Source organism: Pseudomonas sp. S3E12 (assembly GCF_001702295.1).
Taxonomy (GTDB): Bacteria; Pseudomonadota; Gammaproteobacteria; order Pseudomonadales; family Pseudomonadaceae; genus Aquipseudomonas; species Aquipseudomonas marginalis.
In genome coordinates, this window is sequence record NZ_MBDT01000030.1 from 140003 (window position 1) to 158686 (window position 18684).

General features: G+C 63.0%; 14 protein-coding genes and 1 pseudogene. 4 read left to right on the forward strand and 11 right to left on the reverse strand.

Annotation, left to right across the window (positions count from 1 at the left end):
* The first annotated feature begins 10 nt into the window (after positions 1 to 10).
* The 4 genes and pseudogenes from BB029_RS24195 (at position 11) to BB029_RS24210 (ending at position 7615) form a co-directional block, all read left to right on the forward strand.
* A complete protein-coding gene (locus BB029_RS24195) occupies positions 11 to 1093 on the forward strand; it encodes an efflux RND transporter periplasmic adaptor subunit (protein ID WP_065941077.1) in 1083 nt (360 codons plus the stop codon).
* Positions 1090 to 2160: an efflux RND transporter periplasmic adaptor subunit gene (locus BB029_RS24200; protein ID WP_065941078.1), complete on the forward strand. Its 1071-nt coding sequence runs from the start codon at positions 1090 to 1092 to the stop codon at positions 2158 to 2160. Before BB029_RS24195 ends, BB029_RS24200 begins: the two co-directional genes overlap by 4 nt.
* Entirely contained in the window at positions 2157 to 5222 is a 3066-nt protein-coding gene (locus BB029_RS24205; protein WP_065941079.1) for an efflux RND transporter permease subunit, read from the forward strand. Before BB029_RS24200 ends, BB029_RS24205 begins: the two co-directional genes overlap by 4 nt.
* Positions 5223 to 5443: 221 nt before the next feature.
* Positions 5444 to 7615 (forward strand): annotated as a pseudogene (locus tag BB029_RS24210) (glycoside hydrolase).
* Between the two features lie 289 nt (positions 7616 to 7904).
* Here BB029_RS24210 and BB029_RS24215 read toward each other — a convergent pair.
* The 11 genes from BB029_RS24215 to tcyJ form a co-directional block, all read right to left on the reverse strand.
* Positions 7905 to 8531, reverse strand: coding sequence for a bifunctional 2-polyprenyl-6-hydroxyphenol methylase/3-demethylubiquinol 3-O-methyltransferase UbiG (locus BB029_RS24215; RefSeq protein WP_065941080.1), 627 nt, complete (start codon positions 8529 to 8531; stop codon positions 7905 to 7907).
* A gap of 39 nt (positions 8532 to 8570) precedes the next feature.
* Entirely contained in the window at positions 8571 to 9215 is a 645-nt protein-coding gene (locus tag BB029_RS24220) for a methionine ABC transporter permease (RefSeq protein ID WP_016974994.1), read from the reverse strand.
* Positions 9205 to 10320 carry a methionine ABC transporter ATP-binding protein gene (locus BB029_RS24225; protein WP_065941081.1) on the reverse strand — a complete coding sequence of 372 codons (1116 nt, stop codon included), beginning with the start codon at positions 10318 to 10320 and terminating at the stop codon, positions 9205 to 9207. Before BB029_RS24225 ends, BB029_RS24220 begins: the two co-directional genes overlap by 11 nt.
* A complete protein-coding gene (locus BB029_RS24230) occupies positions 10317 to 11132 on the reverse strand; it encodes a MetQ/NlpA family ABC transporter substrate-binding protein (RefSeq protein ID WP_065941082.1) in 816 nt (271 codons plus the stop codon). Before BB029_RS24230 ends, BB029_RS24225 begins: the two co-directional genes overlap by 4 nt.
* Before the next feature lie 78 nt (positions 11133 to 11210).
* Positions 11211 to 12563: an LLM class flavin-dependent oxidoreductase gene (locus BB029_RS24235; protein WP_065941083.1), complete on the reverse strand. Its 1353-nt coding sequence runs from the start codon at positions 12561 to 12563 to the stop codon at positions 11211 to 11213.
* Positions 12563 to 13756, reverse strand: a complete 1194-nt coding sequence (locus BB029_RS24240; RefSeq protein ID WP_065941084.1) for an SfnB family sulfur acquisition oxidoreductase — start codon at positions 13754 to 13756, stop codon at positions 12563 to 12565. Before BB029_RS24240 ends, BB029_RS24235 begins: the two co-directional genes overlap by 1 nt.
* Before the next feature lie 24 nt (positions 13757 to 13780).
* Positions 13781 to 15022 carry an SfnB family sulfur acquisition oxidoreductase gene (locus tag BB029_RS24245; RefSeq protein WP_065941085.1) on the reverse strand — a complete coding sequence of 414 codons (1242 nt, stop codon included), beginning with the start codon at positions 15020 to 15022 and terminating at the stop codon, positions 13781 to 13783.
* Positions 15023 to 15209: 187 nt separating this feature from the next.
* On the reverse strand, positions 15210 to 15986 hold the full coding sequence (locus tag BB029_RS24250) for a hypothetical protein (RefSeq protein ID WP_065941086.1): 777 nt from the start codon (positions 15984 to 15986) through the stop codon (positions 15210 to 15212).
* A 305-nt stretch (positions 15987 to 16291) separates the two neighbouring features.
* The gene (gene tcyN, locus BB029_RS24255; protein ID WP_027607834.1) at positions 16292 to 17038 is read right to left on the reverse strand and encodes an L-cystine ABC transporter ATP-binding protein TcyN; all 747 of its coding nucleotides are present in this window, start codon (positions 17036 to 17038) and stop codon (positions 16292 to 16294) included.
* A 3-nt stretch (positions 17039 to 17041) separates the two neighbouring features.
* Complete coding sequence (gene tcyL / locus BB029_RS24260) at positions 17042 to 17707, reverse strand: cystine ABC transporter permease (protein ID WP_032884921.1); 666 nt, start codon at positions 17705 to 17707, stop codon at positions 17042 to 17044.
* Positions 17707 to 18501, reverse strand: a complete 795-nt coding sequence (gene tcyJ / locus BB029_RS24265; RefSeq protein ID WP_053140248.1) for a cystine ABC transporter substrate-binding protein — start codon at positions 18499 to 18501, stop codon at positions 17707 to 17709. The genes tcyL and tcyJ overlap by 1 nt, the downstream gene beginning before the upstream one ends.
* Positions 18502 to 18684: the final 183 nt, after the last annotated feature.

Here is an 18684-nt window from a genome sequence, read left to right on the forward strand (position 1 = left end):
AGGAGTCTGCATGGGCGGTCGTATTTCCATCTGTATCGTCGGTCTGGGTTTAGTTGTGTTGCTGAGCGCGTGTGGCCAGGAAAAAGCTGAGCCCAAGGCCCATTCGCGGGTCTTTGTTCAAACCGTACAACCCGCCGATTTCGCCGCGGCCGTCACGCTGACCGGAGATATCCAGGCCCGCGTGCAAACCGATTTGTCCTTCCGCGTCGGCGGCAAGATCATCCAGCGCATGGTGGATGTGGGCGATCGCGTCAAAGCCAGACAGGTGCTGGCCAAGCTTGATCCCAAGGATTTGCAGACCAACGTCGATTCCGCCCAGGCCCAGGTCGTGGCCGAGCAGGCGCGGGTCAAGCAAACCGCCGCTGCGTTTGTGCGCCAGGAAAAGCTCCTGCCCAAGGGCTACACCAGCCGCAGCGAATACGATTCCGCCCAGGCCGCGCTGCGCAGCAGCCAAAGTGCCCTGGCCGCCGCGCAGGCGCAGTTGGCCAACGCCCGTGAACAACTCGGCTATACCGCGCTGATCGCGGATGCGCCGGGGGTGATCACCGCGCGCCAGGCCGAAGTCGGTCAGGTGGTGCAGGCCACCGTGCCGATTTTCAGCCTGGCCAGCGATGGCGAGCGCGATGCGGTGTTCAACGTCTATGAGTCACTGCTGGTTGAGCCGCCGCCGGATGCGCCGATCACCGTCAGCCTGCTGGATAACCCGAGCATCAAGGCCGTGGGTAAAGTGCGTGAAGTCACACCTGCCGTGGCCGCCAATACCGGCACGGTGCAAGTGAAGATCGCCCTGCAATCGTTACCCGAAGGCATGCGGCTTGGTTCGGTGGTCAGTGCCACCGCCAATGGCCCGGCCAAGGCGAGTATCGAGCTGCCCTGGTCGGCGTTGACCAAAGACCTCAACGAGCCCGCCGTATGGCTGGTGGACGGCGAGGGCAAGGCGCAACTGCACAAGGTCACGGTGGCGCGTTACCTCACCGGCAAAGTAATTATTGGCGACGGCCTCAAGGGTGGCGAAAAAGTCGTGGTGGCCGGTGGGCAATTGCTGCACCCCGGCATGCTGGTCGAGATCGCCCAGCCAGGAGCCCAGCCATGAAGCGCCTGACGGTTGTACTCGCCGCCAGCCTGTTGCTGATGGCCTGCTCCAAGGAAGAACCGGCGCCCGAGCCCGTGCGCCCGGTGCTGTCCATGGAGGTGAAATCCGAGGACCAGGAAACCCTCGGCCGTTTCGCCGGCACCATCCAGGCGCGCTATGAAAGCAATCTGGGCTTCCGGGTCCCCGGTCGCATCGCCCGGCGTGCCGTGGATGTGGGCGCCGAAGTGGACAAGGGCGCCTTGCTCGCCGTGCTCGACCCTACCGACCAACAGAACCAATTGCGCGCCGCCCAAGGCGATTTGGCGCGGGTGCAGGCGCAGTTCATCAACGCCCAGGCCAATGCCCGCCGCCAGCAGGAGCTGTTCAACCGTGGCGTCGGCGCCCAGGCCCAACTGGACGTGGCCCAGACCGACCTGAAAACCACCCAGGCCTCCCTCGACCAGGCCCAGGCTTCGGTCAACCAGGCCAGGGACCAGCTCAACTACGCTGAGCTGCGCACCGACCACGCCGGCATCGTCACCGCTTGGAATGCCGAGGCCGGCCAGGTGGTCAGCGCCGGTCAGCAAGTGGTGACCCTGGCACGCCCGGACATCAAGGAGGCGGTGATCGACCTGCCCGCCGGCCTCGCCGAGCGCCTGCCGGCGGATGTGGTATTCCTCGTCGCCGGGCAACTCGACCCCAGCGTCCACACCACCGCCACCGTGCGCGAGATCGAACCCCAGGCCCAAAGCGCCACGCGCACCCGTCGCGCGCGCCTGACCCTGGTCGAAACGCCGCCCGCATTCCGCCTTGGCACGGCGATCAGCGTGACCTTGAGTTCGGCCATCGCCCCACGCATCGAGTTGCCCCTGAGCGCCTTGCAGGAAGTCGACGGCAAGACCCGCATCTGGATCCTCGATACCCAAAGCCAGACCGTGCAACCGCGCGACATCACGGTGCTTAGCCGTGACGCTGACAGCGCCTTGCTCAACGGCGGCGTCAAACCCGGCGAGCGTATCGTTACCGCCGGCGTGAACAGCCTGAAGCCCGGGCAGAAAGTCAAAATCGACGAGGACAGCCCGCGATGAAAGGCAGCTTCAACTTATCCGACTGGGCCCTCAAGCATCAGTCCTTCGTCTGGTACCTGATGTTTGTCGCGCTGCTGATGGGCGTGTTCTCCTACATGAACCTGGGCCGCGAGGAAGACCCCTCGTTCACCATCAAGACCATGGTGATCCAGACCCGCTGGCCGGGCGCGACCCAGGAAGAAACCCTCAAGCAGGTCACCGACCGCATCGAGAAAAAGCTCGAGGAGCTCGACGCCCTCGACTATGTGAAAAGCTACACGCGACCGGGTGAATCCACGGTGTTCGTGTTCCTCAAGGACACCACCAGCGCCAAGGCGATTCCGGAGATCTGGTACCAGGTCCGCAAGAAGATCGACGACATTCGCGGCACCTTCCCCCAGGGCTTGCAGGGGCCGTCGTTCAACGACGAATTCGGCGATGTGTTCGGCTCGGTGTATGCCTTTACCGGCGACGGCCTGTCGATGCGCCAGTTGCGCGACTACGTGGAGCAGGTGCGCGCCGAGATTCGTTCGGTGCCGGGGCTGGGCAAGGTCGAGATGATCGGCCAGCAGGACGAAGTGATTTACCTGAACTTCTCCACGCGCAAACTGGCGGCCCTGGGCATCGACCAGCGCCAGGTGGTGCAAAGCCTGCAATCGCAGAACGCGGTGACCCCCGCCGGGGTGATCGAGGCCGGGCCGGAGCGCATCTCGGTGCGTACCTCGGGGCAGTTCGCTTCGGAGAAAGACCTGGCCAACGTCAACCTGCGCCTCAATGACCGCTTCTATCGCCTGGCGGATATCGCCGAGATCAGCCGTGGCTACGTCGACCCGGCGCGGCCGATGTTCCGTTTCAACGGCAAGCCGGCGATTGGCCTGGCCATCGCCATGCAGAAGGGCGGCAATATCCAGTCGTTTGGCAAGGCGCTGCACACGCGCATGGACGAACTGACCGCCGACCTGCCGGTGGGCGTCGGTGTGCATAAGGTCTCCGACCAGGCCGAAGTGGTGGAAGAAGCCGTCGGCGGTTTTACCAGCGCACTGTTCGAAGCGGTGATCATCGTGCTGGTGGTGAGCTTTATCAGCCTCGGCATGCGCGCCGGGCTGGTGGTGGCGTGCTCGATTCCACTGGTGCTGGCGCTGGTATTCGTGTTCATGGAATACAGCGGCATCACCATGCAGCGTGTGTCGCTGGGTGCGTTGATCATCGCCCTCGGCCTGTTGGTGGACGATGCGATGATCACCGTGGAGATGATGATCACGCGCCTGGAAAAAGGCGAAACCAAGGAGCAGGCGGCGACCTACGCCTACACCTCCACGGCATTCCCGATGCTCACCGGTACCTTGGTGACCGTGGCCGGCTTCGTACCGATTGGCCTCAACGCCAGTTCGGCGGGCGAGTACACCTTTACCCTGTTCGCGGTGATTGCCGTGGCGATGCTGGTGTCGTGGGTGGTGGCGGTGCTGTTTGCGCCGGTGATCGGCGTGCATATCCTCAGCGCCAAGGTGAAACCCCACAGCGCCGAGCCGGGGCGCATCGGCCGCGCGTTCAATGGCGGCATGCTCTGGGCCATGCGCAACCGTTGGTGGGCCATCGGCATCACCGTGGGCCTGTTCGTGGCGTCGGTGTTCTCCATGCAGTTTGTGCAGAACCAGTTCTTCCCGTCGTCGGACCGCCCGGAAATCCTCGTCGACCTCAACCTGCCGCAAAACGCCTCGATCAACGAGACGCGCAAGGCCGTCGACCGCCTCGAAGCGATCATCAAGGACGACCCGGACATTGCTCGCTGGAGCACGTATATCGGCCAGGGCGCGATCCGTTTCTACCTGCCCCTCGACCAGCAACTGGAAAACCCCTACTACGCGCAACTGGTGATCGTCAGCAAAGGCCTGGAAGAGCGCGGTGCCTTGATTGCGCGCCTGCAGAAGCGCCTGCGCGACGACTTCGTGGGCATCGGCAGTTTCGTGCAGCCGCTGGAAATGGGCCCGCCGGTGGGGCGTCCGATCCAGTATCGCGTGTCCGGCAAAGACACCGACCAGGTGCGTAAACACGCCATCGAACTGGCGACCCTGCTGGATCAAAACACCCACCTGGGCGAGATCATCTACGACTGGAACGAGCCGGGCAAAGTGCTGCGCATCGACATTGCCCAGGACAAGGCGCGCCAGCTCGGGCTGTCCTCCGAAGACGTGGCGCAACTGATGAACAGCGTGGTCAGCGGCGCCTCGGTGACCCAGGTGCACGACGACATCTACCTGATCAGCGTGGTCGGCCGTGCCGAAGACGCCGAACGTGGCACGCCGGAAACCTTGCAGAACCTGCAGATCGTCACCCCCAACGGCACCTCGATTCCGCTGCTGGCCTTCGCCACTGTGCGGTATGAGCTGGAGCAGCCGCTGGTGTGGCGTCGCGACCGCAAGCCGACCATCACGATTAAAGCGTCGGTCCGCGATGAGATGCAGCCGACCGACCTGGTCAAGCAGCTCAAGCCGGAGATCGACAGATTCAGCGCCGGCCTGCCGGTGGGCTACAAGGTCGCCACCGGCGGTACCGTGGAAGAAAGCGGCAAGGCCCAGGGCCCGATTGCCAGCGTGGTGCCGTTGATGCTGTTCCTGATGGCGACGTTCCTGATGATCCAGCTGCACAGCGTGCAGAAGATGTTCCTGGTGGCCAGTGTCGCGCCGCTGGGGCTGATCGGCGTGGTGCTGGCGTTGATCCCCACGGGCACGCCCATGGGCTTTGTGGCGATCCTCGGCATCCTGGCGCTGATCGGCATCATCATCCGCAACTCGGTGATCCTGGTGACGCAGATCCACGAATATGAAGTGGCCGGCTACACGCCGTGGGACGCGGTGGTGGAAGCCACCGAGCATCGGCGCCGGCCGATCCTGCTCACGGCGGCGGCGGCGAGCCTGGGCATGATCCCGATTGCCCGCGAAGTGTTCTGGGGGCCGATGGCTTACGCTATGATCGGCGGGATCATCATCGCCACCTTGCTGACGCTGTTGTTCCTGCCGGCGCTGTATGTGGCCTGGTACAAGATCCGCGAGCCAAAGCAGGAACAACAGGAACAACACGGTTAAAAATGTGGGAGGGGGCTTGCTCCCGATGGCGGTGGGTCAGCAAAAAATATTTGTCTGACCCACCGCCATCGGGAGCAAGTCGAATCGTCGCACCGCCCCTCCCACAATTGATCTCAGCTGGGCATTTGATCCGTGGGAAACTTCCGAAAGCGACACTTGTTGCCCTGGCCAACCGTTGAGCGCTTTACCCTTCGACCTCCACCTCTCAACGGTCGCCTGCCATGAACCGTCTGCGTCTTACCTTGCTGATCTGCTGCTTCCTGTCGCCCCTGGCCTTTGCCGGCACTGTATTGGAAAACCCGTTGTGGCGAGTCGAACTCGACCCGGCCACCCTCGCCATCCGTGTGACACCCAGTGGTCAGCCGTAGGTGCAGGCCTCCAACGGCGTAGCGGCGCGTGCCGTCAGTCAACTCGCACAAAACGCGCAACAGGTCAGTTGGCAATGGGACGACGGTGCCTATCGCGTGACTGCCAGCCTTGAGCAGCGCGACCTGGTGCTGTCGATCACGGCGCGGGAAGCCGGTGAGCTGCCGATTCTTCTGCAACCGCCGAGCGCCATGGGCCGAGGGTTGATATGGCCGTTGGCCGAAGGGCATTACGTGCCGGCCGGCAATGCCATGTGGAACGCTTTCCTGGTGGCGCAGGGTGACATCAACACCACCCAGGACCTCAGCCTGCCGCTGTGGGGCGTCGATCACGGCGCCTTCACCCTCAACTGGCTGCTGACCAATCCCTATAACAACCGCCTGCGCTGGCGGGGCCAGGCGTTGTCGCTGGCCCATGAGTTCACCTCGCTCGGGCCTGCCACCCCCATGACCCTGCTGTTGCACCTGGGCGAAAGCGATCCCCTGGCCGGGGCCAAGCGCTATCGCCAATGGCTGGTCGCGCAGGGTCGCTATGAGCCCCTGGCAGACAAGCTGCGGCAAACCCCTGGGGCTGAAAAGCTGCTGGGCGCCAGCCATGTCTACCTGTGGGGCAATGACCTGCTGGCGCCGGAGGATGTGCGTGATTGGCCGTTGTTGCTCCAGCGTTTGCGCGCTCATGAACTCAGTGGCCTGTTGGACAAGGACTCCGCAGCGGTGCTGGTGCAGCCCCGCGCCTTGAATCGCTACGAGCAAGGCGTGCTGTTACGCGGCCTCAACGCCGCGATCAACAGGAAGGCCCGGCAGAGTTGGCAGGTGGACGAGCCCGATATGACCCGTCTTGCCGCGCGCTACGGCGAGTTGCGTCGCGAATTGGCCGTGGACTTTGCCGGTGCCCTGCGCGATAGCCCCGGCACCTGGGGCAGCCAGGTGGTACAGACGCTGCGCGACGCCGGGCTGCCGCGCTTGATGCTGACCCTGGGCGAAGGCTGGGAAGGCGGCCTCTGGCACCCCGAGACCATCCGCGCCGGTGTCGACGCCGGCTACCTGATGGCGCCCTACGACTCCTACCAAACCGCGTTGTCCGCCACCGAAAACCCCGACTGGACCACCGCCCACCTGGGCAGCCAGGCTTACCGCGACTGCGCCATCGTGTTGAAGGACGGCACGCTCAAGACCGGCTTCCAGCAGTCCGGCCACTACACCGACCCGCGCTGCGTGCGGCCTCTGCTGGAGGCGCGGGTGAAAGCCGTGCAGGCCAAGGCCGGCTTCAACGCCTGGTTTCTCGATGCGTACGCCACCAGCATGCTGTTCGACAGCTACCGCGGCAGCGCACCGATGACCCAGGCGCAAAACGCCGAAGGCAATATCGATGCAGCCCGTTGGCTGAACACCACACTGCAATTGCCGACCGGCTCCGAAGACGGCAACGCCATCACCGCCCAGGGCATCCTGTTCGCCCATGGCATGCAAACCCCGGTGCTGGGCTGGGGGGATCGCGACATGACCCAGGACAAACAGTCGCCCTACTACGTGGGCAACTGGTACCCGCCGGAGCAACCGGCGGTGTTCTTCAAATCGGTGCCGCTGAACGAGCCGTTTCGCACCCTCTACTTCGACCCGACGCTGCGCCTGCCGCTGTATCAGGCGGTGTTCCATGGCTCGGTGATCACCACCCATCACTGGCTGTTCGACAGCCTCAAGCTGAGCAATGTACGGGCTGAAAATGAGCTGACCCAACTGCTCTACAACGTGCCGCCGCTGTATCACCTGAGTGCTGCGACGCTCAAGGCGCGGCTGCCGCTGATCCAGCGCCAGGATCGATTTTTCCGACCGCTGCATGAGCGCCTGGCCATCCAGGCGATGACCGGGTTTCGCTGGCTGACGGCGGATCGGCAGGTGCAGGAAACCACGTTTGCCGATGGCACGCGGTTGGTGGCGAATTTTTCCACGGGGTCCAGAGAGGGGTTTGCGGCAAGGAGTGTGACAGCGGTGGTGGATGGGACCTCGGTGGTGTATCAGGTGCAGTAGGGGTGTGTATCAGTCTGTCATCGGGGGCAAGCCCCAATGCCGGTCAGTTAAGGGACAGAACGGGCAACCAGTCACCTGTGGTGAGCGGGCTTGCCCCGCGTTGGGCTGCGAAGCAGCCCCAAAACATAGCCCCGGAGCTGTCTGGCACACTTCAGTGCTCTTATTGGGGCTGCTGCGCAGCCCAACGCGGGGCAAGCCCGCTCGCCACAGTTACAGTGTTCCTCCTTAACTGACTGGCATCAGGGCAAGCCCCCTCCCACAGGGGCATGCATTCCAAATGTGGGCTGACTCAAGCCTTGCGCCAAACGCTGGCCAACCAGGGCTGCTGGGGTCGAGGCAACCCGGCGGGTCGGTAGTAATGCTCCAGTTCCACGAAGCCGGCGGCGGTGAGCAGTGCCTGCCACGCCTCGAGGTCGTGATAGGAACCATAGCGCGGCCCATTCCAGCCTTCCTGGTTCTCACCCCGTGGATTGGAACTGAACAGCACACCGCCGGGCTTCAGCGCCCCATGCAGTTGCTTGAGCACACGGGGCAATTCCTGCTTGGGGATATGAAACAGCACCGCATTGGCAAAGATCCCGTCAAAGCGTTCGGCGGGCAGATCCAGCTTGAGGAAGTCCTGCTGCAACACCTCACAGCCGCTGTCTTCGCGTGCCATCTGCGCAAACCGCTCGGAGCCATCCAGGCCGACGGCGATATGCCCCAGGCGCGTAAAGGTCTGCAAGTCCCGCCCCGGCCCGCAGCCGAAATCCAGCACGGTAAAGGGCGCCGAGCCCTGGATATGCCGCAGCAGCGCGTCGATGTTCTGGCTCACATCGTGATCGCGGGTGCCTTCACGGAAATCCTCGGCCACCTTGTTGTAGTGGCCGAGGGTGGTGGACGTGATCTGGTCGAGGTCGTCGGGCTTGAGGGGCATGGTGATGAATACCGGGCACTGAGAGGGCCCGACTATACCTCACCTCTTGTTCAGCACTCGCGCCAGGCGATCGCCGCCGAGTTGAATCACCGCCACCAGGATCACCAGCAGCACAATCACCGTAAGCATGATCTGCGTGTCGAAACGCTGGTAGCCGTACCGGTACGCAATGTCACCCAAGCCGCCCGCACCAATCGCCCCGGCCATGGCCGACGAGTTGATCATGGTCACCAGGGTGATGGTGAACCCGCCGACAATCCCCGGCAGCGCCTCGGGCAACAGCACATGCCAGATGATGTGCCAGCGCCGGCAACCCATGGCCTGGGCGGCTTCGATCAGGCCGTGGTCGACCTCGCGCAGACTCACTTCGGCGATCCGCGCAAAAAACGGCGTGGCGGCGATGGTCAGCGGGACGACCGCCGCCCACACGCCATAGGTGGTGCCGACGATCAGCCGCGTGAACGGGATCAACGCCACCATCAGGATCAAAAACGGAATCGAGCGGAACAGATTGACGAACGCCCCCAGCACCCGGTTCAGCGCCGGCGCCTGGTAGATGCCGCCCTTGTCACTGGTCACCAGAAACACCGCCAGCGGAATCCCCACCAGCAAGGCGATCAACGACGACACGCCGACCATCAACAAGGTGTCGATGGCGCCTTGCACTAAACGATCAAACCACATAGCCCAGCACCTCCACCTGTTGTGCCCAGTTCGCGGCGCGGTTGCGCAGTTCTTCGGTGCCATGGGGCGAGCCATTCACCGCCAGCAGCAGTTGCCCCAGTGCGTGGCCCTGAATTCGTTCGACACCGCCCTGCAGTAAGCGCACACGCCCGCCGAGGGCGCTGAACAGCGCGGCCAGGTCCGGTTCATCGCTGGCACTGCCGGTGAACTGCAAGCGCAGCACCACGGCGGCGTCCGGCGATTCAGGCTGGGTGTGCAAACGGCTTTGCAGTTCTTCCGGCAGCCCATGTTGCAGCGGCGCCAGCAGGGTCTGGCTGACCTCGTGCTGCGGGTTGCCGAACACTTGCCACACCGGGCCTTGCTCGACGATGCGCCCGTGTTCCAGCACCACCACGCGGTCGCAGATGTCGCGGATCACCGCCATCTCATGGGTGATCAAGACGATGGTCAGGCCCAGGCGCCGGTTGATCTCGCGCAACAGGCCGAGAATCGATTGGGTGGTCTCCGGGTCGAGGGCCGAGGTGGCTTCGTCGCACAGCAGGATCTGCGGGTCGTGCACCAGCGAGCGGGCAATGCCCACGCGCTGTTTCTGCCCACCGGACAGCTGCGCCGGGTAGGCCTTGTGCTTGTCCTGCAAACCCACCAATTCCAGAAGCTCACGCACCTTTTGCTCTCGCTGGGGCTTGGGCACGCCGGCGACTTTCAGTGGCAATTCGACGTTCTGCCACACGGTCTTGGCCGACATCAGGTTGAAGTGCTGGAAGATCATGCCGATACGCCGGCGCAGCGCCACCAGGTGGTCTTCGTCGAAGTCGCCGATGTCCACCTGATCGATCAGCACGCGCCCGCTGCTGGGTTGTTCCAGGCGGTTGATGGTGCGGATCAGCGAGGATTTGCCGGCGCCGCTGCGGCCGATAATGCCGAACACTTCACCGTGCTGGATCGCCAGGTCGATGCCTTGCAAGGCATGCACGCCGCCGTCGTAGGTCTTGCCCAGGTTGATAAAGCGCACGTGCGCGCGGTTCAGGTCCGGATGCAGTTCTGTCTGTTCGGCGTCCCTGGGCGGTGAGCCCAGGTCGCGCAGTCGAGCGTGGGCGGCGGTCATTTTTTATCTTCCCAACCGACTTGGTAGAGCTTGCCGAGGGATTTATCCAGGGCGGCACGCACCACCGGCGAGTGCTGGTAGATGTCGACGAACTTGATCACGCGCGGGTCGGTTTTGCTTTTTGGCTGGATCACGAACTGGATCACGTATTCCGGGTGGTCGAGGCCGTCGAACAGCAGTGCCGACTCGGCATCGAAGGTCTTGGACAGGCGGATGTAGGCCGGGTAGCCCTGCACCAGGTCCGCGTCGTCATAGGCGCGCACCAGTTGCACGGCCTCGACTTGCAGGATCTTGATCTTCTTCGGGTTGCTGACGATGTCTTCTTCGGTGGCCTTGTAGCCCACGCCCGGCTTGAGGGTGATCAAGCCGGCCTTGGCCAGCAGTTGCAGGCCGCGACCGCTGTTGATCGGGTCGTTGGCAATCGCCACGCTGGCGCCCTGGGGCAGGTCGTTGATGCTTTTGTACTTTTTCGAATACAGCCCGACGTTGTTGATGATGCCCGGCGCGTACGGCACCAGGTCAAAACCGGCGGCGGCCTTGGCGTTTTCCAGGAACGGGATGTGCTGGAAGTAGTTCACGTCAATATCGCCGGCGGCCAGGCTGACGTTGGGCGCGATCCAGTCGGTGAATTCCACCAGCTCGACCTTCAAGCCTTGCTTGCCGGCTTCGGCGACGGCGGCTTCCAGGGGAATCGCGAAGGCGGCGGTGGTGCCGATTTTCAACGGTGCATCGGCGGCGAACACCGCCGAGCTGAACAACCCGAAGGCCAGAGCCAGTGCTTTGACTGGGTGGGAGAGCAGTGTTTTTTTCATGGTCGATTTCCAGTCATAAGGTATTTGTACAAACAGTGGAGATCCACTGTGGGAGGGGCTTGCTCCCACCTTTTCCAATCAGTGGCGGTAGGTCGAGCCGGTGTGTTGTTCGGGTAAGCGAGCACTGGCGTGGAAGACTTTTTCGCGCAGCGTGCCGGTCTCATAAGCGGTCTTGTACGAGCCCCGTCGTTGCAACTCCGGCACCACCAGATCGATAAAGTCCACATAGCTTTCCGGCGTGACAATGCGCGTGAGGTTGAAGCCATCCAGCCCGGTTTCGCTGATCCAGGATTCCAGCTCGTCAGCGACCTGTTCGGGGGAGCCGACCAGGGTGATATAGCGCCCGCCGAGGGCGTGCTGTTCGAGCAGCTTGCGTCGGGTCCAGTCGTTGTTCTGCAGGTTCTTGGTGGCCGACTGGATCGCGTTGCTCTTCACGTACTGGATCGGTTCGTCGATTTCGTATTGAGAAAAATCAATCGCGGTGGACGCCGAAAAGTGCGCGACGCCGGCCTCCGCGCTGGCATAGCTCAGGTACTCGGCATGCTTGGCCCAGGCCAGTTCTTCGGTGGCGCCGACGATCACGTTCAACCCCATGAACACCTTGATGTCATCCGGGTTGCGCCCGGCCTCGACCGCGCTGGCGCGCACCTTGTCCACCTGCACCTTGGTCGCGGCCTTGTTCTGCCCGCTGATGAATACGCACTCGGCATGGCGCCCGGCGAACAACAGGCCACGGTCTGAACTGCCGGCCTGGAACAGCACCGGCGTACGCTGCGGCGACGGCTCGCACAGGTGATAACCCTCCACCTGGTAGAACTCGCCATGGTGCTCGACCTTGTGCACCTTGCCCGGCTGCGCATAGACCCGCGCCTGCGGATCGTTGAGCACCGCGTCGTCTTCCCAGCTGCCTTCCCAGAGTTTGTAGAGCACTTCCAGGTATTCATCGGCCTGGTCGTAGCGCCGGTCATGCTCGACCTGTTCGGTGAGGCCCATGGCCTTGGCGGCGCTGTCGAGGTAGCCGGTGACGATGTTCCAGCCCACCCGGCCACGGCTCAGGTGATCGAGCGTGGACATGCGCCGGGCGAACAGGTACGGCGGCTCATAGGTGAGGTTGGCGGTGAGGCCGAAACCGAGGTTCCGGGTCACGGCGGCCATCGCCGAAACCAGCAGCAGCGGGTCATTGACCGGCAGCTGGATCGACTCCTTGAGCGGCACATCGATGGAGTTCTGGTACACGTCATACACGCCGACGATATCGGCGATGAACAAACCGTCGAACAGCCCGCGCTCCAGGGTTTGCGCGAGGTCGGTCCAGTACTCGATGCTTTTGTACTGGGTGGACGTGTCCCGTGGGTGGGTCCACATACCGTGGTTGATATGCCCGATGCAGTTCATGTTGAAGGCATTGAGCAGGATCTTTTTCTTTGCCATCAAATGGTCCCCCGCAGTGGCGGGTTTTCAGCGTTGAGGTAGTAATTGCCCACCGCGTGGTACTTCCAGCGCACCGGGTCGTGCAGGGTGTGCACGCGGGCGTTGCGCCAGTGGCGGTCGAGGCCGTGCTCGGCGAGGGTGGCCTGGCTGCCGGCCAGCTCGAACAGGGTGCTGCCGGCGGCCAGGGAAATCTCGGTGCTCAAGGCGCGCACTTCAGCGACGGCGATGGACGCCGCCGCCACGGTCTCTGCATTGCTGTCGGCCTGGGCGCGGTCGAGGTAAACACCGGCACGTTCCAGCAAGGCTTCAGCGGCGTGCAGGCGAATGCTCAGGTGGCCGAAGCTCTTCAGGGTCAGTGGGTCTTCGGTGGCCTTGTCGTTGCCGGAGTCGATCCATGGGCGGGTCTTGGTGCGCACAAAGTGCAGCGCATCTTCAAAGGCGGCGCGGGCGATGCCGGTGTCGATGGCGGCGTGAAGAATCTGCGCCAGCGGGCCGACCGTGGTCGGGCGCTCGAAAGCGCTCTGGAACGGGATCACGTCGTGGGCAGCGACCCACACGTTATCGAACACCACCGAGCCGCTGCCGGTGGTGCGCTGGCCGAAGCCGCTCCAATCGTCAATCACGTTCAGGCCTTCGCTGTCGCGGGGCACGAAGGCCAGTTGCTGGATACCGTGTTCATCCACCACCGAGGTAGGAATGCGCTGGGCGTAGATCGCGCCGGTGGCGTAGAACTTGCGGCCGGTGATGCGGAAGCCGTCGCCGTCGCGGGTGATCTTGGTGACGCGATCATGGGCGGTCCTTGTGCCCAGTTCCGCCAGGGCGTTGCCGAAACGCTGGCCGGCGAGTACTTCGGCGTACAGGCGTTGTTGCTGTTCAGGGCTGCCATTCACGCGCAGCACTTCGAGGGCATAGAAATGGTTTTGCGGAATCTGGCCCAGGGAGGCATCCGCCTGGGCGATCAGGGCAATGACCTTGGCCAGGGTGACGTTGGACACGCCCGCGCCACCGTACGCCTTGGGTACGCTGATGCCCCACAGGCCGGAGCGCGAGAACACGTCCAGTTCTGGCAGCGGCAGGCGGCGTTCGCGGTCGCGCTGGGCGCTGTCGCGGCGCAAGTCTTCGGCCAGGTCGCTGGCGACAATAAGGGCTTGTTCGTCGCTGGTGATAACCGCGACACGGTGAGAAAAGGTCATGAGTTTCTCCAGAGGTCTGGTCGGTTAAATCCAGGAATGGCGAGCCGGCAACGTGCCGTTCAAGCGATAGGCGCCGACGGCGTGATACTTCCAGCGCACCGGGTCGTGCAGGGTGTGCACCCGGGCGTTGCGCCAGTGACGGTCGAGGTTGAATTCGGCGAGGGTGGCGCGGCTGCCGGCCAGTTCGAAGAGCTTTTCGCTGACCAGCAGCGACACTTCAGTGGTGAGCACCTTCGCTTCGGCCACGGCAATCGACGCACGCGCGGCGGACTGTGCGGTGATCGGCGCGGCGCTGACCTGGTCCAGCACTTGCCCGGCCTTGCGCAACAGCGCCTCGGCGGCGTGCAGTTCGATCTTCAGCTTGCCGATATCGGCGATCACGTAGAGGTCATCGCTGGCACGCTCGACCTTGGCGTCGATCCACGGGCGCGAACGCTCCCGCACAAAGGCGATGGTGTCATCCAGCGCGCCACGGGCGATGCCGGCGTCGATGGCGGCCTGGATCAGTTGGGAAACGGCGCCCTGGATAGTCGGGCTTTCGCCGATACGCCAGTTGTCTACGACCAGTTCGGCGTCCACGGGCACGCGGTCCAGCAGCACGGTGCCGCTGGCGGTGGTGCGTTGGCCGAAGCCCGACCAGTCATCCACGATGCGCAGCCCTGCGGTGCCACGGCGTACAAACGCCATGACCTGCCTGCCATCGTCGTTCAGCGCCTTCACCGCCACCCAATGGGCAAACAGTGCGCCGGTGGAGTAGAACTTCTGGCCGCTGATCACGTAACCGTCGCCTTGGGCGGTGATGCGCGCCTTGAGCTCCAGGGTGTTCCTGGTGCCGCGTTCCGGGCCGCCATTGCCGATGCGCCAGCCGTCGAGGACGCTCTGGAACAGCTGCTCTTTCTGGCGCTCGGTGGCGGCGCCCTGCAACACCTGCAGGATGCCGAAATGATTCTGCGGGATCTGCCCGAGGGCCGGGTCTGCCGCGCTGATGATCGCGAAGACTTCGGCCAGGGTGGTGAACGACACCTGTGGGCCGCCGTATTCGCGGGGGATGGAAATACTGCCCAGCCCACTGCGGGTGAATTGTTCGATCTGCGCCCACGGCAGTTTGCGTTGCTGGTCACGCTGGGCGGCGTGCAGGCGCGCGGCCTGGGCCAGCTCATGGGCAGCCTTAAGCGCCTCTGCATCGTTGCGCAGCACGGTGGCCGGCAACAGCAGGGGAGCGACGTCCAGATCACTCTGGGGGGGTGTTAGAGCCAAGTTAGACATCAGCGCCGCTCCTTGGCTGCACGTAATGCCCTGGCGTTATGCACCGGGGTAATTCTGACCATACCGACCTCGCATTCAATGAAATAAAAACAGAAAAATCAGAGATGTCCGGTGGTCCGGTGCATATACCCTAAGCGTGTTAAATATTTAAATAAACTAACTTTTGGGAATATGCATAGAAGGTCTGTCACCCCGGTTCACAGGGTGAGCCGAGGGGCCGTGGTTGGTAGACCCGCGAGGTCCCGGCCGGCTGGCTCGGCGCGCAGGCGGCAATGCGCAACGTACGCGTGGGTGCCCAGCGCGAATTGTTGCCGACACGATCGAGAATGCAGTACGTCACCTCCAGGCGGCTGTCGTCACCCGCCTCGACAATCACCGTCGAAGGCACCCACACCTGCACGACCACCCCGACGGCTTTGGCCTGGATCCTGGGCAGGTCCATGCGTACATCTCCCCAGCGCAGGGTGATGGCATCGCCCGTGGCCATGTTCAGGTAAGGCGCGATGGTCAGCGGAATACCCCGTCGCACCTGGCGACCGTTGACGCCGTAGCGACGGATGGTCTCGGGCAAACCGACGGGGGCGAGGTTGTGGTTTTCGTCGCTGTACAGGGGGGAGGGCTGGCCGCCGGGGTATCGGGTCTTTACACACACACCTTTCACGGCCGAGCGGACAGGTGCACGACCGACTTGCATGACCTGGTAATGCACCTGGGCCGGGCCGTCCAGCACAAAACTTTCCGGCACCCGCAGATGGGTCGGCGAGCCGACCTTGCACGCGCTCACCCTGCGTGAGGCGGCAAAGCAGTTGTTCCAGAACAGTTCGATCAGGTCGCCCTCATCCATGCCGGGGTAAGGCGCGATGTCCACCTGCAGCTGACTGGCCGCCAGTGCGTTGATGCCGTGCCGGTTAGCCTGGGGCAAGGTGGGGGCCGTGAGCAGGGCCGGGGTTGCAGTGCGCGTCATAAGTAATCTCCTTGATGCAGCCAGCAGCAATCGTTCCAGCCCCGCGGCGCGGGTGCGCAGGTGGGCTGAAAGGAACGATTCAGTGAGTAGCCGGGATAGGATCCAATCCTCTGGACGCTAGATAAGAGGGTTGGCCAAGGAGCGTCAATGGCGGCAAAAGGCTAAACGGCGGGTTGGAGCAGATTCAGAAAGGTCTGACTGGACAGGGGATTTTTGGATCGGGGAGACGGCGTGTTTACGCGTGGACGGCGAGGATTTTCTGTATGAGCAGATTGTGTGGTGAGGGAGCAAGCTCCCTCGGCACATCAGTGGGCGAGGAACTTGCTCAGGAACTGCCGGGTGCGTTCTTCCTTGGGGTTGGCGAACAACGCCTTGGCTTCGCCTTGCTCCACGATCACGCCCTTGTCGAAGAAGATCACCCGGTTGGCCACATCGCGGGCAAAGCTCATTTCGTGGGTAACGATGACCATGGTGCGGTTTTCTTCGGCGAGGCTGCGGATGGTCGCCAGCACTTCGCCCACCAGCTCCGGGTCCAGCGCCGAGGTGGGTTCGTCGAACAGGATCACCTCCGGCTCCATGGCCAGCGCGCGGGCAATCGCCACGCGCTGTTGCTGGCCGCCGGACAGGCGCCGTGGGTAGGCGTCTTCCTTGCCCGCCAGGCCAACCCTGGCCAGCAGCTTGCGCCCAAGGGCAACAGCGGCTTCACGGGGCATCTTCTTGACCACGGTCGGCCCTTCGATGACGTTTTCCAGTGCTGTGCGGTGGGGGAACAGGTTGAAGTTCTGGAACACAAAACCCACGTGCTGGCGCAGGCGCCGCACCAGGCCTTGTTGCTGGTTGAGCGGTTTGCTGCCGTCGATCTGGATGTCGCCCACCTTGATCCGGCCGCTGGTGGGTTCTTCGAGGAAATTCAGGCAGCGCAGGAAGGTGGTCTTGCCGGAACCGCTGGGGCCGATGATGGCGACGACTTCGCCTTCCTTGACCTCCAGGTCGATGCCGTTGAGTACCACCTGACCGTTGAATTGTTTGGTCAGTTTTTCAACCACGATCATGCTTCAAGACTCCAGGTCATGCCGGTTGACCCGGTCTTCCAGGCGGTTTTGGAAATGCGCCAGGATGCTGGCCAGCACCCAGTAGATCAGGGCGGCGGACAGGTACATGGTGAAAATTTCGAAGGTACGCGCAGACACCAGTTGAGCCTGGCGGAACAGTTCTGGCACCTGGATGGTGGCGGCCAGCGCGGTGTCCTTGACCAGCGAAATAAAGCTGTTGCCCAACGGTGGCAGGGCGGTGCGCATTGCCTGCGGCAGGATGGCCCGGCGCAGGGTCTGCGCACGGGTCATGCCGATACTGGCGGCGGCTTCCCATTGGCCACGCTCGATGGAGGCGATGGCGGCCCGCAGGATTTCACAGGCGTATGCGGCCATGTTCAGCGAAAAGCCGATCATGGCGGCCGGGATCGGATCCAGCTCGATGCCCACTTGCGGCAAGCCGTAGTAGATCAAAAACAGCTGTACCAGCAAGGGCGTGCCGCGAAAGAACGACACGTAGACGCGGGCTGTCCAGCTCAGCAGTTTGAAGCGCGACAGCCGCATCAAGGCCAGGCCGAAGCCCAGCAGCAAGCCGAAAAACATCCCGCCAAGGCTGAGAATCACCGTGTAATACGCGCCCTTGAGCAAAAAGGGCGCGGAGTCCAGCGCGAGTTGGAAACCTGCTTCCATTATTGAGTGACGTCAGCGTTGAAGTACTTCTCGGACAGCTTCTTCAAGGTGCCGTCGGCGCGCAGCTTGTCGAGGGCCTTGTTCACTGCTTCAAGCAGCTCGGGCTCGCCTTTGCGCAGGGCGATACCGGCTTCCTGGCGGGAGAAGGCGTCGCCGGCAGCGGCGGTGTCCGGGGCTTTCTTGGCGTATTCCAGGGCGGCCAGGCGGTCGATCAGGATGGCGTCGATACGGCCGATGCGCAGGTCCTGGAACTTGGTCGGGTCATCGTTATAGGTCTTGATAATGGCTTTGGGTTGGTTGTCCTTGAGCCATTGTTCGTAGTTGGTGCCCAGGCCTACCCCGACTTTCTTGCCGGCCAGGTCGTTGGCGGTCTTGATGGTGTCGACGTTCTTTTTCAGCACCAGTGCCTGGATACCGGACACCGTGTAAGGCGTGGAGAAGTCGTACTTCTTCTTGCGCTCTTCGGAGATGGTGACTTGGTTGACCACCGCATCCAGGCGCTTGGATTCCAGGGCGGCGAGGATGCCGTCCCATGGCGTGGCTTGCAGCTTGACCTTCACGCCCAGCTCTTTGGCCAGGGCCTCGGACAGCTCGACTTCGAAGCCGCTGAGCTTGCCGCTTTCATCGACGAAGCTGAACGGCGGGTAGGTGCCTTCCAGGCCGATTTTGATCTCGCCGGCCTTTTTGATATTGCCCAGTTGCTCGCCGGCAACCGCCTGGCCCAGCCAACCGGCGCCGAGAGCCAGACCCAAAGTGCCAACCAGCAACGTGCGACGGAATACAGAAATAGTCATGAAGAGCCCCTGTGTTTTTTATGTTGAGCGAAGCAGGTGACGCAGTAGACGTATCCTGCCTTAAAGCGCGTAGCGCGTCTTCGCCTACGGCGCGATGATAAAGCCGGGTTTTAAGACTTGAAAATAATATAAATCTTATTTGATATTCTAATTAGGAATATTTGGCGAGTCTAATGTGGGAGG

Bases quoted from the DNA above. Each gene is read 5' to 3' on its own strand.
- BB029_RS24205 (WP_065941079.1), top strand. From the start codon at position 2,157: ATGAAAGGCAGCTTCAACTTATCCGACTGGGCCCTCAAGCATCAGTCC.
- tcyN (WP_027607834.1), bottom strand. From the start codon at position 17,038: ATGATCGTGGTTGAAAAACTGACCAAACAATTCAACGGTCAGGTGGTA.
- tcyL (WP_032884921.1), bottom strand. From the start codon at position 17,707: ATGGAAGCAGGTTTCCAACTCGCGCTGGACTCCGCGCCCTTTTTGCTC.
- BB029_RS24195 (WP_065941077.1), top strand. From the start codon at position 11: ATGGGCGGTCGTATTTCCATCTGTATCGTCGGTCTGGGTTTAGTTGTG.
- BB029_RS24235 (WP_065941083.1), bottom strand. From the start codon at position 12,563: ATGGCAAAGAAAAAGATCCTGCTCAATGCCTTCAACATGAACTGCATC.
- tcyJ (WP_053140248.1), bottom strand. From the start codon at position 18,501: ATGACTATTTCTGTATTCCGTCGCACGTTGCTGGTTGGCACTTTGGGT.
- BB029_RS24245 (WP_065941085.1), bottom strand. From the start codon at position 15,022: ATGTCTAACTTGGCTCTAACACCCCCCCAGAGTGATCTGGACGTCGCT.
- BB029_RS24200 (WP_065941078.1), top strand. From the start codon at position 1,090: ATGAAGCGCCTGACGGTTGTACTCGCCGCCAGCCTGTTGCTGATGGCC.
- BB029_RS24215 (WP_065941080.1), bottom strand. From the start codon at position 8,531: ATGCCCCTCAAGCCCGACGACCTCGACCAGATCACGTCCACCACCCTC.
- BB029_RS24220 (WP_016974994.1), bottom strand. From the start codon at position 9,215: ATGTGGTTTGATCGTTTAGTGCAAGGCGCCATCGACACCTTGTTGATG.
- BB029_RS24250 (WP_065941086.1), bottom strand. From the start codon at position 15,986: ATGACGCGCACTGCAACCCCGGCCCTGCTCACGGCCCCCACCTTGCCC.
- BB029_RS24225 (WP_065941081.1), bottom strand. From the start codon at position 10,320: ATGACCGCCGCCCACGCTCGACTGCGCGACCTGGGCTCACCGCCCAGG.
- BB029_RS24230 (WP_065941082.1), bottom strand. From the start codon at position 11,132: ATGAAAAAAACACTGCTCTCCCACCCAGTCAAAGCACTGGCTCTGGCC.
- BB029_RS24240 (WP_065941084.1), bottom strand. From the start codon at position 13,756: ATGACCTTTTCTCACCGTGTCGCGGTTATCACCAGCGACGAACAAGCC.